Origin of the sequence: Prevotella melaninogenica (assembly GCF_018127925.1) — a bacterium.
Lineage (GTDB): Bacteria > Bacteroidota > Bacteroidia > Bacteroidales > Bacteroidaceae > Prevotella > Prevotella melaninogenica_C.
The window spans coordinates 1,408,852-1,425,989 of record NZ_CP072347.1 but is presented as its reverse complement, the minus strand read 5'-3'; the positions used below and the strand labels follow the sequence as shown (position 1 = coordinate 1,425,989).

At 41.0% G+C, this 17,138-nt stretch carries 10 protein-coding genes; all 10 read left to right on the top strand.

Features of this window, described 5'->3' with window-relative positions; translation table 11 throughout:
• The first annotated feature begins 79 nt into the window (after positions 1 to 79).
• The 10 genes from J4861_RS05405 to J4861_RS05360 all read left to right on the top strand — a co-directional run bounded on the left by J4861_RS05405 (position 80) and on the right by J4861_RS05360 (position 17,080).
• Positions 80 to 778: a carboxypeptidase-like regulatory domain-containing protein gene (locus J4861_RS05405; protein ID WP_211816129.1), complete on the top strand. Its 699-nt coding sequence runs from the start codon at positions 80 to 82 to the stop codon at positions 776 to 778.
• Positions 779 to 782: 4 nt separating this feature from the next.
• Positions 783 to 1,517: a carboxypeptidase-like regulatory domain-containing protein gene (locus J4861_RS05400; RefSeq protein WP_211816127.1), complete on the top strand. Its 735-nt coding sequence runs from the start codon at positions 783 to 785 to the stop codon at positions 1,515 to 1,517.
• 11 nt (positions 1,518 to 1,528) lie between these two features.
• Complete coding sequence (locus tag J4861_RS05395) at positions 1,529 to 2,242, top strand: carboxypeptidase-like regulatory domain-containing protein (RefSeq protein ID WP_211816125.1); 714 nt, start codon at positions 1,529 to 1,531, stop codon at positions 2,240 to 2,242.
• An 11-nt stretch (positions 2,243 to 2,253) separates the two neighbouring features.
• Entirely contained in the window at positions 2,254 to 2,961 is a 708-nt protein-coding gene (locus tag J4861_RS05390) for a carboxypeptidase-like regulatory domain-containing protein (RefSeq protein ID WP_211816123.1), read from the top strand.
• A gap of 11 nt (positions 2,962 to 2,972) precedes the next feature.
• On the top strand, positions 2,973 to 3,674 hold the full coding sequence (locus J4861_RS05385; protein WP_211816121.1) for a peptidase associated/transthyretin-like domain-containing protein: 702 nt from the start codon (positions 2,973 to 2,975) through the stop codon (positions 3,672 to 3,674).
• Complete coding sequence (locus J4861_RS05380; protein ID WP_211816119.1) at positions 3,659 to 4,279, top strand: radical SAM protein; 621 nt, start codon at positions 3,659 to 3,661, stop codon at positions 4,277 to 4,279. Before J4861_RS05385 ends, J4861_RS05380 begins: the two co-directional genes overlap by 16 nt.
• Positions 4,280 to 4,367: 88 nt before the next feature.
• Entirely contained in the window at positions 4,368 to 9,914 is a 5,547-nt protein-coding gene (locus tag J4861_RS05375) for an alpha-2-macroglobulin family protein (RefSeq protein WP_211816117.1), read from the top strand.
• A 217-nt stretch (positions 9,915 to 10,131) separates the two neighbouring features.
• On the top strand, positions 10,132 to 11,139 hold the full coding sequence (locus J4861_RS05370) for a 4-hydroxy-3-methylbut-2-enyl diphosphate reductase (RefSeq protein WP_211816115.1): 1,008 nt from the start codon (positions 10,132 to 10,134) through the stop codon (positions 11,137 to 11,139).
• Positions 11,140 to 11,475: 336 nt separating this feature from the next.
• Positions 11,476 to 12,684, top strand: coding sequence for an MFS transporter (locus J4861_RS05365; protein WP_013265638.1), 1,209 nt, complete (start codon positions 11,476 to 11,478; stop codon positions 12,682 to 12,684).
• A gap of 1,129 nt (positions 12,685 to 13,813) precedes the next feature.
• Positions 13,814 to 17,080 (top strand): SusC/RagA family TonB-linked outer membrane protein, encoded by a 3,267-nt coding sequence (locus tag J4861_RS05360; RefSeq protein WP_211816113.1) that lies wholly within the window; start codon positions 13,814 to 13,816, stop codon positions 17,078 to 17,080.
• Positions 17,081 to 17,138 lie beyond the last annotated feature (58 nt).

Genomic DNA, 17,138 nt, shown 5'->3' with positions numbered 1-17,138 from the left:
CAGTTTGTTTTTGTTTATCTTCTTTTTTTTATATTTTTGTAGCAAGGTCTTTTATTTACTAACGCTTAAATAATAATTTATGGAAAAGGGGAGAGCCATTTGCAAGGTATTGAAGGATGTCCGTCAGAAAATAGCAAATGAGAATGGAATAAGCTATCATCCTGAAGAGTGTCATCATAAGGGTGAATGTACAGGTACGTGTCCTGGCTGTGAGAAAGAAATCCGTTACCTTGAAGAACAATTAAAGAATAAACAGCATAGCGGTTTAGGTATGAAGGTGGCTGGTATTGCAGCAGGCGTCTGTGTGACAGTATTGCCAATGGCTGCTATGGTACAAACAGAGAGTAAGATTAGTCCTGACTTTAAGGCTAAGACGATAAAGAATGATTCTATAAGAGCGGTAGACCTGACCAATGGTCAGCCTGATGCTGTTCTATTACGTGGGAAGGTGTTCGATACAAAGACAAAGGAGCCTATTATTGGAGCCGTTGTTGGGTTGAAGGACACAAAAAAAGGAGATGTCACCGATATTGAGGGCGAGTATGCTGTGAAAGCTCTGCTAACTGATACACTGGAGGTGAGAGGTATTGGTTATTATAAAATGAGTGTGACAGTTAAAGAACTCTTAGATAAAAAGAATAATGATATTTATATCACTGAGGACTCAGCGATGATGAATGAAATTGTAGTCTTGGGTGGATGCGATAAAATGTTCGGGAAGCATAAGGCGAAGAAAGGACCGAAATCGCATAAGGAAAAGAAGTGTAATAAGAAATAAAGTTATGGCAAAAGGGAAGAGTACTTGTAAGCTATTGAAGGATATTCGGCAGCAGATAGCGGATGCGAATGGTATCAGCTATCAACCTAAAGAGTGTCATCACAAGGGAGATTGTGCAGGTACTTGCCCTGCTTGTGAGGAGGAGATACGTTATCTTGAACATGAGTTAAAGGTGCGTAAGGGTAATGGCTTCGGTATGAAGGTGGCTGGTATTGCAGCAGGTATCTGCGCTACGGTAATGCCGATGACCGCTGCTGCGCAAGCTGTTACGCCCGATAGTACGGCTAATCGTCCTGTACATACAGCTAAGAAAGGCGATGTAAAAGTAGTAGACCTTTCTGATGGTTGTGCATCACCTGTGGTTGTACGTGGAATGGTCGTAGGCAGTGATAATAAAGAACCATTGATAGGTGCTTCTGTTGTAATAGACGGAACAAAAAAGGGCGTTGCAACAAATATCGATGGACAGTTTGCTTTGAAGTTACCACCAGACACTTCGTTGGTTATTTCTTTAATAGGATATGAGAAGCAAAAGGTTCATGTAAGTTCGCTTTTGCATTCTGATAATAATGTTATAGTGCTTGAGGAAGATAGAGATGCAATGTTAGATGGCATTGTAACAATAGCTACACTACCTACTTGTAAAGATGAAAATAAAGGTAATAAAGATAACGTGAGTGGTCGTAGAACTGATAAGCCTAAGTCGCATAAGGAGAAGAATAAAAAGAAGTGTAAGTAAAGATTAGTATTATGGCAAAAGGAAAGAGTACTTGTAAGCTACTAAAGGATATTCGACAGCAGATAGCGGATGCGAACGGTATCAGTTATCAGCCTAAAGAGTGTCACCACAAGGGGGATTGTGCAGGTACTTGTCCTGCTTGTGAGGAAGAAATACGTTATCTTGAACGTGAATTAAGAGCACGTAAGGGTAATGGCTTCGGTATGAAGGTAGCTGGTATCGATGCAGGTATTTGTGCTACGGTAATGCCAATGACTGCTGCTGCGCAAAATGTTAAGCCCGATAGTACGGCTAACCCTCCTGTACAAACAACCAAGAAAGCCCCTGTAAAGGTAGTAGACCTTTCTGATGGTTGTGCATCACCTGTGGTTGTACGTGGAATGGTCATAGACGCAGAAGATAAAGAACCTGTGATAGGTGCTTCTGTTGTTATAGACGGAACAAACAAGGGCGTTGCAACAAACGTGGATGGACAGTTTGCTTTGAAGTTACCACCAGACACTTCGTTGGTTATTTCATATATCGGATACAAGACAAAGAAGGTTCATGTAAGCTCTCTTTTGCATTCTGATAATAATGTTATAGTGCTTGAGGAAGATAGAGAGGCAATGTTAGATGGCATTGTAACAATAGCTACACTACCTACCAGTAAAGATGACGTATATGGTCATAGGACTTATAAACCGAAATCGCATAAGGAGAAGAATAAAAAGAAGTGTAAGTAAGGATTAGCATTATGGTAAAAGGAAAGAGTACTTGTAAGCTACTAAAGGATATTCGGCAGCAGATAGCGGATGCGAATGGTATCAGTTATCAGCCTAAGGAGTGTCATCACAAGGGGGATTGTGTAGGTACTTGCCCTGCTTGTGAGGAGGAGATACGTTATCTTGAACGTGAGTTAAAGGCACGTAAGGGTAATGGCTTCGGTATGAAGGTGGCTGGAATTGCTGCAGGTATCTGTGCTACGGTAATGCCAATGACTGCTGCTGCGCAAAATGTTAAGCCCGATAGTACTTCTAATCTTCCTGTGCGTACAGCCAAGAAAGATTCTGTAAAGGTAGTAGACCTTTCTGAAAGTTGTGCATCACCTGTGGTTGTACGTGGAATGGTCATTGGTAGTGATGATAAAGAACCATTGATAGGAGCTTTTATCTTAATAGAGGGAACAAACAAGGGTGTGGCAACAAATATAGATGGTTTGTTTGCTTTGAAGTTACCACCAGATACTTCGTTGGTTATTTCATTCATTGGTTACAAGCAGAAAACGGTTAGTGTAAGTTCTCTTTTGCGTTCAGATGATAATGTTATTGTACTGGAAGCCTATGATGTGTCGGTGATAGTAGGAGGAATTGGATCTGTTTTACCAAACTACGATGATGTGTATGGTCATAGGACTTATAAGCCGAGGACGCATAAGGAGAAGAATAAAAAGAAGTGTAAGTAAGGATTAGTATTATGACGAAAGGAAAGAGTACTTGTAAGCTACTAAAGGATATTCGACAGCAGATAGCAGATGCCAATGGTATCAGTTATCAGCCTAAGGAGTGTCATTACGAAGGGGATTGTGCAGGTACTTGCCCTGCTTGTGAAGCGGAGATACGCTATTTAGAGACGCAGTTAAGAGAACGGAAACGCAAAGGATGGGGCATGAAAGTGGCTGGTTTGGCTGCTGGTCTTTGTGTTGCTACGGTTCCGCTTACATCATGTCAGAACACTCCCAAAGTTTGCAACGTTGAGAATAAAGCTCAGGATTCTACTGATACGCCAGTTATGGGCAAGCAAGAAGTGATACCAAAAGCACTCACTGCAGATTTGAAGAATGCTATTGTTATTATTGGACGAGTGCTCGACTCTTCTACTGGTAAGGCTGCTTCGGAAGTTAATGTTATGTTATTAGGAGGTAAGAAGAGGCTGTCTTTGGGCGAAGATGGAAGATTTGTATTGCAGGTTAATCGTAATGACACCCTCGTTTTTTCATCTTATGGGTTTGAGGATAAGGTGATAGCAGTGAAGTCTATTCGTAATCCTGATGATATGGTGGTCCGTTTAGATCCTTCTCTTGACAAAGTAGGAGAGATAGACTGGGAGTATTTAGAGAAAGAATTAGCCGACAGTACTGTTCCTCAATCACATAAAGAGAAATGCAATCAGAAATAACAGCACCGTTTATTGCCATTAATCGGCACAGGCTCACCACGGATGGCGAAGGCGTAACAACATTGGTAGGCTTTCATGGTTGTCCGCTGCATTGCGAGTACTGCTTAAACGCTCAGTGCTTGCAGGCTGATGGTGTATGGTGCAGGCTGACACCCGGTGAGTTGTATAGTGAGGTGGAGATAGACGATCTTTACTTTGTGGCAACGGGTGGCGGTATCTGTTTTGGCGGTGGTGAACCCCTTTTACGTTCAGACTTCATCAAGGCCTTTGCCGAGATCATGAATCCCGAATGGAAGTTGACAATAGAGACATCGCTCAACGTACCGCTTGAGAATGTCAAAGCTATTGCCTCGTTGGTGCAGATGTGGTATGTAGATATAAAGGACATGAACCCTGATATCTACAAAGCGTATGGACGTAAAGAGAATAAGCAGGTCGTTAGTAATCTTCAATGGTTAGCAGCGAACGGATATGCTGATAAGGTAATCATCCGTCTACCCTTGATACCTGAATATAACACAGATGAAGACCGCCAGCGAAGCCAACAACAGTTGGAAGAGATGGGCTTTACAAACTTTGATAAGTTTAATTATATTGTGCGGTAGTAGCCTTCATCCTATACAATATACATAGCTCATCTTTCGTTTTTTACTTTAAAAGCATTATCTTTGCAATTAATAAAAGAAAGAGAGTATGAAGAAACCACTTATCATTTTATCAATTATATTTCTGTTGTTGCCAATTACAGTAACAGCACAGAGCTTCGATGCCTTATGGCAACAAGTAAATCAAGCTGAGCAAAAGGACTTACCAAAGACACAAATCAGCTTGTTAAAGAAGATAGAACAGAAAGCACAGAAAGAGAAAGCCTATGGGCAAATCTTGGCAGCAAGTCTGTTAGCATCAAGGTTACAGACAGAGATTGCACCCGACTCTGCTGAGGTAGAGTTAAAGCGATTGAAGGCAAAGGCAAAGATGGTAGAAGGGAAGGATGAAGTCTTGTCGGCTGTCTACAACTGTATCTTGGGCGTGATAGGACGGAATGAAGAAAGTGGAAATGCTGACGAATACTTCAAGAAGGCACTTGCTAACCCTTCTCTATTGGCAAGTCAGAAAGCAGCCGACTTTAAGCCTTTGATAAAGATAGGTAAGAACGATGATATCTTTAAGGGTGACCTATTGCATGTTATTGGTATGCAGGCAGGTAACTACGACAAATTACATAGCTATTATAAAAGCGTTGGAAACCGTGAGGCTGCTTGTTACACGGCATTGATGGGAATAAAGGAGGAGAAAGAGAGTATTTCAAAGCTCGACTCACTCATGCAAGCATATAGTGACTTACCGATATGTGGAGAAGTTGCGTTGAAGCGTTATGCTTGTATGGGAGAAGATACTCCGGTTGAGGAAAAGATAGCCTATATTGATAATGCACTTGTCCGTTGGGCATCATGGAATAGAATCACATCATTACGTAATGCTCGTGCAGAACTGACAAGACCGATGTTTGAAGTGAGTTTCGATAAGCGTAATGTTAGTTCGACGGAGAAGAATAACTGGGTTAAGCTGAATACGCGCAATGTATCAGATGTAATCGTAACGATTATGCGTACGAAACTATCAGGTAATCATTCTCTCAGTCTTGGAGATAAGGACGACATGGCTAAGTTGAAGGCAAGTCTGTTGCCAGCAACAACGCAGACGATAACCCGTACTTTTACTGGTCATAAGGATTATGAAGAGGTGAAAGACTCTTTCTTAATGCCTACATTACCTTTGGGTGTTTACCTCATTAAGGTAGAAACGCCAAAAAAGAATTTTACACCAGAATATGCTTTCTACTATGTTAGTGACCTCTATGTCATGAGCGAACTACAGCCAAAGAAGAAAGCACGGTATGTTGTTGTCAATGTTGTGGATGGGCAACCAGTAGCAAATGCAACGGTTCAGGCTACCTATCCAAATTATAATGATAAGTCTTCTATCGTCAAGAAACTGGTTACGAACAAGAATGGAGAGGTAGTTTTTGATTCGGGAAGAACTACCCCTGACATCTATGTCTTTACGAATAAGGATAAAGCCTTTGAAGAAACTCAACTGGAGGGTTCGTATGATTACGACAAGGTGAACTATGACAAGATGGTAACACAGGTCTTCACGGATAGAGGTATCTATCGTCCCGGACAGACGGTGCACGCATCTGTCATTGCTTATCAGAACACAAAGCAAGACTATAAGACTAAGGCTGCAGGCGGACAAACCTTTGATATGGTTTTGAAAGATGCCAATTATAAGGAGATTGGACGTAAGTCAGTAACCACAGACCGTTTCGGTACTGCTGCAGCAGACTTTAATCTTCCATCAAGTGGACTGACTGGTAGCTTCTCTATTTATGCTGATTTTGGAACAAAAGGATCTAAGCGTTTCCAAGTAGATGAGTACAAGCGTCCAACGTTTGATGTAAACTTTGACGAATATAAGGAGAAGTATGCTGTCGGTGATTCTATCAAGTTGATTGGTTGTGCCAAGAGTTTTGCTGGTGTACCTGTACAAGGTGCAAAGGTGCATTATGTCGTTACACGTAATATAAGCTATTGGTGTCGCTTCTATGAAGGTAGTGAGGAAGTGAATGAACAAGATGTTGTCACAGATGACAAGGGAGAGTTTGTTGTTACCGTGCCTTTTGTCTTATCTGACAAAGCCAAGAAAGAACTGAAGTCTGGTAAGGGTTATCGTTCACTTTTCTATAACTTTAGAGTTGAGGCTTCGGTGACTGATGCCGCAGGTGAGACACATGACGGTTTTACTTCATTGCCATTAGGAACAAAGGAGGCAAGTCTTTCTTGCAATATTGCTGAGAAGAATCTGCGTGACAGTCTTAAAACGATTAAGTTTTATTACCTAAACGCTGCAGGATCTCCTGTTGATGGAACAGTGAAGTATGTAATTGTACCACAGCAGAAGGATCAGAATAATTATGTTTATAGCGATTACAAGACCGCAAAGGCAAATGAGAATGTTGCTATAAAGGGTTTGTCTTCTGGTGCTTATCGCCTACATGCTATTTGTGGAACAGATACGATAGATGAGGACTTTGTCGTCTTCTCTTTTGATGATAAGCGTCCAGTTATTGAGACACATGACTGGTTCTATCTGAGTGGAATCCAATTCCCTCGCGATGGTGGTCCTATCTATATGCAGGTGGGTTCAAGTGATGAGAATCAGTATGTTGTTTATTCTATCTTCTCAGGTAATAAAGTGATTGAAACAGGTTCTTTCAATCAAAGCAATAGTATACAGACATGCAAGTTTGTCTATAAGGAAGAGTATGGTGATGAGATATTTCTTAATTATGCTTGGGTAAAGAATGGCGTTCTGTATGCTCATTCAGAGAGGATTATACGTCCGTTACCAGATAAGAGCTTAATTGTGAAATGGAAGACTTTCCGTAATAAACTTATCCCTGGTCAGCAGGAGGAATGGACAGTAACTATTAATCGTCCTGATGGTAAGGCTGCCAATGCTCAACTGATGGCAACGCTTTATGACAAGAGTCTTGATCAGTTCTTGTCTAATTCATGGAACTTAGGTAACTTCTTCTCGCTTAACTATACATCTGTTAATTGGGAGAGGCCTGATTATTCAGGTTTGGGTCTTTCATGGGAAGCTAATATCAAACCTTTTGATGTAGAGCTATTGTCTTTCTCGAGATTTGATAGTCGCTTCTTGGAAGATTATGATACGCCAGATGCTTATATTTATTCAGCAAGAGAAGACCGAATGGTAAGCATGACACGTACCGTTAAGACAATGGCTTTGGCAAAGGAGTCTTCTATGAATGAGGTCGTTAAGGTTGGCTTTGGACCTACTAAGGAAACGAAAGCGAAATTTACTGCTCCTGTAGTAAAGAAAGATGAGGAGATAAAACAAGAAAAGGACGAACCGAAGAATGTAAAGCCTTCTATGCGTGAGAATCTCAATGAGACAGCATTCTTCTATCCACAGTTGCAGACGGATGGAAAGGGTAATGTTAGTATTAAGTTTACGCTTCCAGAGAGTCTTACTACGTGGCGATTCATGGGATTGGCACACGATGAGGATATGAATAATGGCTTCCTTTCTGATGATATCGTTGCTCAGAAGATCTTGATGGTGCAACCTAATATGCCTCGTTTTGTACGTATGGGTGACGAAGCAATGGTTTCTGCTCGTTTGTTTAATCAGTCTGAGAAGGATATCAAGGCAAAAGCAAAGATTGAAATCCTTGACCCTGCAACAGAGAAGGTGCTCTTTACGGATAGTAAAGCTGTTGTTTTGAAGGCGCAGGGGAGTGGTTCTGCAACTTATAGCTTAGCTTCTTTATTAGCACAGAATACAAATAAGCTTACAGCTGACCAGTCATTGCTTGTTGTTCGCTTCACGGTTGAGGGCGATGGCTTCTCTGATGGTGAGCAACATTACCTCTCAGTACTTCAGAATAAGGAGTATGTAACAAACACCTATCCATTCACACAGAATGAAGCAGAGGTGAAGACGATTAATGTTGGTAAGCTTTTCCCAAAGAAGAGTACGGAACAGAAGCTGACAGTAGAGTACACCAATAACCCTAATTGGCTGATGATTCAGGCATTGCCTTATGTCGCAGATGCAAATGAAAAGAATGCTATCAGTCTTGTTTCGGCTTATTATGCAAATCGTTTGGGTAAGCAGATTATAAGTACTTCCCCATCGATTAAGCAGACAATCGAGCAATGGAAGAAGGAAACAGGCAAGGAAACGTCAATGATGTCGGCTTTGGAGAAGAATCAAGAACTCAAGTCTTTGACACTTGATGAGACTCCTTGGGTGATGGATGCTAAGAATGAAAGCGAACAGAAACAGCAACTCGTGCGCTTCTTTGATGAGAATCAGTTGCAGAACAAGTTGACATCAACATTCTCAAGTCTAAAGAAACTACAAAACTCTGATGGTTCTTTCTCTTGGTGGCAAGGAATGAGGGGAAGTCTGTATATGACAGTTGCGGTGACAAAGACACTTGCTCGTTTGCAGAATCTTACAAGTCCAAGCCCAGAGGTAACAAACATGATTAACGCTTCTTTCCGCTTTATGGATAAGAAGGTAGCTAAGTGTGTGGCTGAAATGAAGCGTGATGAGAAGAAGTATAATACGATACTCTTCCCATCTGATGACCTTTGTGATTATCTTTACACCAATGCTTTGTTCTATCATGACCGAGCTACAAATGACATAAAGTACCTCATTGACCGCCTGACCAAGAAGCCTACGGACTTGACTATCTATGGTAAAGCGAATACTGCAGTAATCCTTCAGCAGTATGGTAAGGTTGAAAAGGCGCGCGAATATCTCCAGAGTATCAAGGAATATACGGTTTATACGGAGGAGAAGGGATGTTATTTCGATTCTAAAAACGCTTATTACAGCTGGCGTGATTATAAGATTCCAACAGAGGTGGCTGCTATTGAGGCGATAAAGACCATTACTCCTACTGATGGTAAGACGCTTGTTGAGATGCAGCGTTGGCTCTTACAGGAGAAGCGTACGCAGGCTTGGGATACACCATTGAACTCAGTGAATGCTATTTGGGCATTTATGAACAATGGCAACTGGTTGATGCAGAATGGAGAGCATGCTACATTAATGCTTGATAATAAGCCATTGCAGACAACACAGCCTACGGCAGGGTTAGGTTATGTGAAAGCTACGCAGTCTGTTGATTTCCACTCGTCTGAGATTCATGATTTGGTTATCAGCAAGACAAGCACTGGCACAAGTTGGGGTGCTGTCTATGCACAGTTCTTCCAGGCGTCAACAGATATCTCTGATGCTTCATCTGGCTTGAAGATTAAGCGTGAAGTCATGGTTGATAGTGTACTGTTGAAGAGAGGTAAGAACCTTAAAGTTGGTGACAAGGTGCGTATCCGTTTGACGATCATTGCTGACCGTGATTACGACTTTGTGCAAGTAGTTGATAAGCGTGCAGCTTGCCTTGAGCCTGTCAGTCAGTTGAGTGGTTATCGTTGGGGATATTACATTGCTCCAAAGGATTACACGACTAATTACTACTTCGACCAAATGGCTAAAGGTAAGCATGTCGTAGAGACAGAATATTATATTGACCGTGCTGGTGTTTATCAGACAGGAACCTGTACCGCACAATGTGCATACGCACCAGAATATAGCGGACGTACAGGTGCGGAGGTTATACGAGTTGACAAGTAAACAAGTAGACAAGTAAACAAGTTATTTGATAGAGTTGTCGAGTCAAAGTGTTGTTTTAACTCTATTCATTTTCAAGTAGATGAGTAGACAAGTTGACAAGTAAACGAGTTGACAAGTAAACGAGTTGACAAGTAAACAAGTTATTAGATAGAGTTGTGGAGTAGGGGTATTGGTTTAACTCCCCTAACTTCCCAACTCCTTAACTCCTTAAAAAGAAATGCTTCAAATAGAGATAGATAACGGTAGTGGTTTTTGCTTCGGTGTGACCACAGCCATTAAGAAAGCCGAAGAAGAATTGGCAAAGGGTACAAAGCTCTATTGCTTGGGTGATATCGTACATAATAGTATGGAGGTGGAACGCCTCACAAAGAAAGGGCTCATCACCATCAATCATGAGCAGATGCGCGAACTCCATAATGTGAAGGTTTTGCTGCGTGCACATGGCGAACCACCTGAGACTTACGAGCTTGCAAGACGTAATAACATTGAGATTATCGATGCAACTTGCCCTGTGGTTCTTGCCCTCCAACGTCGTATTAAGACACAGTATGAGAAAGGTCGTCAACCTTCTTATATGATATCGTCAAAGGGTGGGGCTACTGTTGATGAACCTTCAAACCTCAAGCCAGTAACGAATGAAGCGGTAGAAACCTCTACTTCTTCTGTTTCTCTTCCTCCTGCAGTAGGCGAGGGACAAGAACTTAGTGCCTCCTCTTCGATTGTTATCTTTGGAAAGAATGGTCATGCCGAAGTGCTTGGACTTGTTGGTCAGACCCATAGTCAGGCGATTGTGATAGAGAAGTTTGAAGATGTCAAAGCGTTAGACTTTAATAATGACATCTATCTCTACTCACAGACGACAAAGAGTTTGGATGAGTTTCATAAGATTATCGAATACATTCAAAGTAATATATCACCAAAGGCAAAGTTCCAAAGCTTTGATACCATCTGCCGACAGGTTGCTAACCGTATGCCGAACATTTCAACCTTTGCTGCTCGTCACGACTTGATTCTCTTTGTGGCAGGCCGTAAGAGTTCAAATGGTAAGGTCCTCTTTCACGAATGTTTGAGTGTAAACCCAAACTCCCATCAAGTTGAGAGTGCAGACGAAATCGACATGAGTTGGTTTGATGGAGTCGAGACAGTAGGAATCTGTGGGGCTACGAGTACGCCAAAATGGCTGATGGAAGAATGTCGTGATGAGATACTCAGGCGTACGAAATAATAGCTTTATAATCCTCAAACAAAGAGATTAAACGCGAAAAACTATCAAGTTGTGATAGTTTTTCGCGTTTTTTTTATACCTTTGCATCGTCAATCAAGATTTAATGTGACTTTTATTGCAACACTTGGGTTAGGTTTTTTCTTGAAATGACAGAATGCAGGGTAATATTTGTTGGGCCTTCCAACAGTTTAATATGATGGAGTATGTCAGTTGTTGATGATAGGTTTTAGGGATTTGTTCGTGGACATAACATTACTCTAATCAACAAAAGAAGATGTCATGTTGTCCCATATTATTTAAGTGAAGTATTCATTAATAGTGTAGCATAGTAGATTTATGAAAGAACAAAAGAGTTTCCTTGTCCCTATGGCATTCTTAGGGCTTATGTTTTTCACTTGTGGATTTGCCTTGGGTATAAATTCATTGTTGGTTCCAGTATTGAAGGTGTCGTTAAGCGTTTCTTCAATGGAAGCATATATGCTCATTGGTGCAACATTCTTGCCTTTCCTCATCTTTGGCTATCCTGCGGGAATGTTAATTAGCAAGATAGGATATAAGCGTACGATGGCTATTGCGTTCGGAATGTTTGCTGTAGGTTTTGGAGTGTTTATCTTCTCGGCAGATGCAAAGAGTTTTCCTTTGTTTCTTGCAGCTTCCTTTTTCTGTGGAACGGCTAACACCTTCTTACAGGCAGCTATAAATCCTTATGTGACAATATTGGGACCAACGGAGAGTGCTGCAAAGCGTATCTCTATTATGGGTATGATCAACAAGTTAGCTTGGCCAGTGTCACCCCTCTTTATTGCTCTTTTCGCAGGTGCTTCAGGTAGTGTTGCTATAGATGATTTAGGTAAACCTTTTGCTGTGATTATTTGTCTGTTCGTTGCTTTAGGTGTAGTGGCTCTTTTGTCACCATTGCCAGAGGTGAAAGCAGCGGGTGAGGATAGCAGTGAGACTGATGAGGTTGACCAAGAAGTATCTGCTTATGCAAACAGTAAGAAGTCTGTTTTCCAGTTCCCACACTTGGTTCTGGGTGCTATTGCCATCTTCTTTTATGTTGGTGCAGAGACTATCGTGTTGGGAACGCTCATTGACTATGCGAATGAGTTAGGACTTGCTCATCCAGAAAACTATTCTTGGATAACTCCGATTAGTATTAGTATTGGATATATAGCAGGAATCATTCTGATTCCTAAGTATCTTTCTCAGACACGTGCTTTGCAGATTTGTTCATTCGTAGCCTTGTTGGGAACGACTCTTGTTGTTCTTCTTCCTGGAGTTTATAGTATATATAGTGTTGGTGTCATGGCTTTAGGATGTTCACTGATGTGGCCAGCGTTTTGGCCTTTGGCATTGATGGATTTGGGTAAGTTTACCAAGAAGGGTTCATCACTCTTGACGATGGGACTTATCGGTGGAGCAGCAATTACAGTACTGTTTGGTCTTTTAAAGGATGTTTCAGATGCTCGATATGCCTATGGTCTTTGCTTTGTATGCTTTGGTTATATCTTGTTCTATGCGTTCAAGGGCTATAAGTTACGTTAATAGATTCATATCTAAAGACGTTATAAGTCTCTGTATAATAACCTTTCTTTAGGTTGGAAGCAGTATTTTTATTACATTAAATAATCCTAAGTTACAATAGTTTTACGGGGTTGCCTTTACGAAGGTAATCCCGTTTTTTGTATACTATCTTATAAACTTCTGTGTTGGCTCCTCCCGTAAGATAGACTGATAAACTAAGACGCTCAAATAATATGGCACACAGAGTCACGGAGTGGACGGAGATAAACGTAATGTTATGGAGGTGACGATGCACAAAGAGTAACAGAGACGAAGCGTACAGATTCTTGATAACTATTTTGGTATAAACGCTTTGTATATAATTTGCTAATAGAATTGACCAATAAACTCCGTCGCTCTATGCACCGACAGTGCCTCTGTGACTTCCATTGCTTTAATAATCCTCTGTCCTCTCCTTTTCTCCGTGTGACATTTCGTCAGAAACCTAACCTTAAGTGGCAAACCTTATCACTCCAAAATCCTGAATACCCAAAATATGTTTAGGTTCTAATGACCGCATGGGTTAAATCTGATTTCACACTGAGTACCTGAATCTACCGACTCTTTTATTATTGTGAAATATATTTACATAACTTCGAGCTAAATCTCCTTTTCATGCGTGTAAGATAGCATTTCTAAAGGTGTTTGTAACTGTCAGGTATACAGAGTGTTATCAACCTATGTTTTAAAAGGCGCTTATTAAGGGTTCAAAAGGGCGTTAGTAAGACCTTAAAAGGGCATCTTTTAGAAGCCTATTAAGCCCCTTTTCGAAGGCTAAAGGCCATATATAAAATTCAAGGTGTACAAAAAATATTTACATACATTTATCGGTTGTGGCTAAGTGAAGGCATAAATGGCAGAAAGACAATGTAAAGAATAGGCAAAGAAATAATATTTTAGGTTTCAATCAAATATTTGTGATAGATGTTATGAAATGATATGTTTTTAATATATAAACTTAAAAAATATTTGCATGGTTTTTGTTTTTTGTGTACTTTTGTAGATTCGCTGTTTAAAAAGCGGCTTTAATAAAAAAGAATATCAGTATAATTTGTATTCTACTTTTTTAATTTATAAGAATAGTTCTAAACATTAAAGTACCAGAGGGGAAATGAGAAAAGAAATGCAAAAAAGTAATCTCGTATTACGAATTTGGGCAGTACTGGCTCTGATGTTAATGCTTAGTATAGGGTCAACCGTATCGGCACAAACACAAGATGTCGATAAGATGGTGGTGACGCTGTCTATGAAGCAAACAGAAATGAAGACCTTCTTAGATGAAGTGTCAAAGCAAACAGGGTTACAATTTGATGTGACTCCTGAGCTACTATCTCAAGCGGAGAAAGTTAACATTGACGCACAAGCGCAGCCTGTTCGTGCCGTGTTAGGGCAAGTCTTTAATAAGACTGGTTTTAGCTATAGTATTGATGGCAACAGCGTGAAACTTGTTCGTAAACCAACACAAGAGAAACGGAAGGGAGTATATGGACAGGTAACCGATAAAGACGGTCTGCCTCTGCCTGGTGTAACCATCCGAATGAAAGGCTTTAATGGCGGTTATATCACGAATTTGGACGGTCAGTATGAGATTAATACCGACTTGCCAGAGGTTACGCTCACCTTTAATTATATAGGATATAAGCCTTTAGAGAAAAAGGTAAAGAATGGTACGGCAGGTAACTTCACGATGCAGGAAGACGTTGGTGAGTTGGGTGAAGTTGTCGTAACAGGTTTTGCAACAAAGAATAGAAACAGTTTTACAGGTTCGCAAGTATCTATAAAGAAAGACGAATTGTTGTCTGTTGGTACAAAAAATGTACTTACGAGTTTGGCTAACTTTGTGCCAGGTCTTAGCGTGTTAGAAGATAACCTTGGCGGATCTGACCCAAATAAGATTGCTGATATCAATATTCGTGGACGCGCTACCTTCTCAGGTCAGGCTAACTTACCTGTATTCGTTGTTGATGGTTCGCAGGTAAAGGTAGACTATGTCAATGATATGGATATGAACGATATCGAGTCAATTACCGTACTCAAAGATGCGTCGGCATCAGCACTCTATGGTGCGAAGGCGTCCGCAGGTGTTATTGTTATCACAACAAAGGCACTCAAGGGTGGTAAGTTGAGATTTAATTATAACGGAACATTACGTTTGTCAACTCCAGATTTGAGTGATTATAAATTGCTCTCAGCATCACAAAAGCTTGAGTATGAGCGCTTGGCAGGTCTTTACACAGCGACCAACTTAGCGGACCAATATGCGCTGCAAAACAAGTATGCATTCTATTACAACCAGATACAGGACGGTGTGACAACCGACTGGATTAAGAAACCATTGCGTAATGCGGTTTCTTCACAGCATAGTGTAAGTATCGATGGAGGTGATGAGCACGCACGATATAACTTAGGTGTCCGTTATGGTGATGAGGAAGGTGTAATGAAGGGTTCGAGTCGTGAGCGTTTGTCAACAAACTTCAAACTCTCATATAACCTTTCAGGTAAGTTCTTTATCAGTAATACGGCTACTATCTCATCTGTAAAATCAACTCAGTCGCCATATGGTGACTTCTCTGAGTGGGTGAAGCAGAACCCATATGAATATCCATATGATGAGTATGGCGCATTGAAACCAAAGTTGAATTATGACCTCTCTAACCCTTTGTATGAGGCTTCGTTAGGTAGTTTCAACAGAGGAAATACGCTCGACGTATTAAACACAACAACACTTCAGTTATGGTTGGGTGAGAAATTCAGAATTGATGGTGACTTCTCAATACAAAAGACGAAATATGAAGGACGTAACTTTGTGTCACCATTCTCGGCAGATCAGATTAAGAACGTAGCCGATGTGTCACGCAGAGGACTACTGAGAGAGACTTTCACCAGTACAACTACTTATCAGGGTAAGTTGATGGTGTCATACAATAACTATATATTTAGTAAGCTGTTCCTTACGACGATGGCTGGTGCAACGATCGAGTCAAACTCTGTCGATGGTAGTACGTATGGTTCTGTAGGTTATTATTCAGACAATGTAGCCCACCCATTGTTGGCAGGAAACTATCCAACAGGTAAACCAGGTGGTGTAGACAATAAGTATAATGGTGCAGGTTTCTTCGTAAACCTTAACACAATATGGGATAACCGTTACTTCTTAGATGTAATTTATCGCTATGAAGGTTCGTCTAAGTTTGGTAAGAACTCTCGTTTCGCTCCTTTCTGGAGTGTGGGAACAGGATGGAATATTCATAATGAGAAGTTCCTTAAAGGTTCACCTTTCCAGTTGTTAAAGCTTCGTGCAAGTTTGGGTTATCTTGGAAACATCTCGTTTGAACCCTATCAGGCGTTGACAATGTATACCAGTTTGGCAGGTCTTAACTATATAAAAGGTATTGGTGCCGTACCAATGGGTATTGGAAACAAGAACCTTAAGTGGGAGAGAACACTCAGTGCCAACCTCGGTCTTGACCTCACAATGTTCAAGGGACGCTGGGACTTCTCGGCAGATGTTTATGTAAAGAATACAGACAACTTGTTGCTTGACATCACTAAGGCTCCATCATTGGGTATCACCACGTCACGTGAGAATGTCGGAGAGGTAGAGAACCATGGATTTGAGTTCCAGACACGTGTTATCCCTATCAAGAATAAGGATTGGGAGTGGTCGTTGAGCCTTAACTATGCCTACAACAAGAATAAGATTAAGAAGATTAGTAACGCTCTTCGTGAACAAAACGAGAAGAACCAGGCAAAGGGTGGTGTGACACCATTGCCTATCTATGAGGAAGGTCAGTCGTTGACAGCATTGAAGGTAGTTTCTTCTGCTGGTATCGACCCTATCACGGGTAATGAGGTATTTATTAAGCGCGACGGCAGCCTTACGTTCGTTTACGATCCTAATGACAAGGTCGTATATGGCGATACCACACCATTCGGTATGGGTTCAATCGGTTCTTACCTTACCTATAAGCAGTTCTCAATGGGTATGTCTATGCGTTATTCTTTCGGTGGAGCTGTCTATAACCAGACGTTAGCAAGTAAGGTGGAGGGTGCCGACCCACGCTATAACGCTGACGAACGTGTATTTAGCAGTAGATGGAAGGAAGTAGGTCAGCAAGCAAAGTACAAGCGAATTAGCGATTCAAGTGTACCTATGCAGACATCACGATTTGTTGAGACAAATAATTATATCACGCTGAGCAGTCTCTCGTTAGCATACGAAGTGCCATTGACATTCATTAAGCGATATGGCTTGAAGCGTTTACACTTGGAGATGTTGGCTAACGACCTCTTCTATCTCTCATCTGTAAAACGTGAGCGCGGATTAAGTTATCCTTATGAGCGAAGTGTAGAGTTCTCAGTAAGACTTGGATTTTAAACCGATGATGGCTGACACATTAATATAATGGTGAAAGACTATTTAGGCAACAATAAGA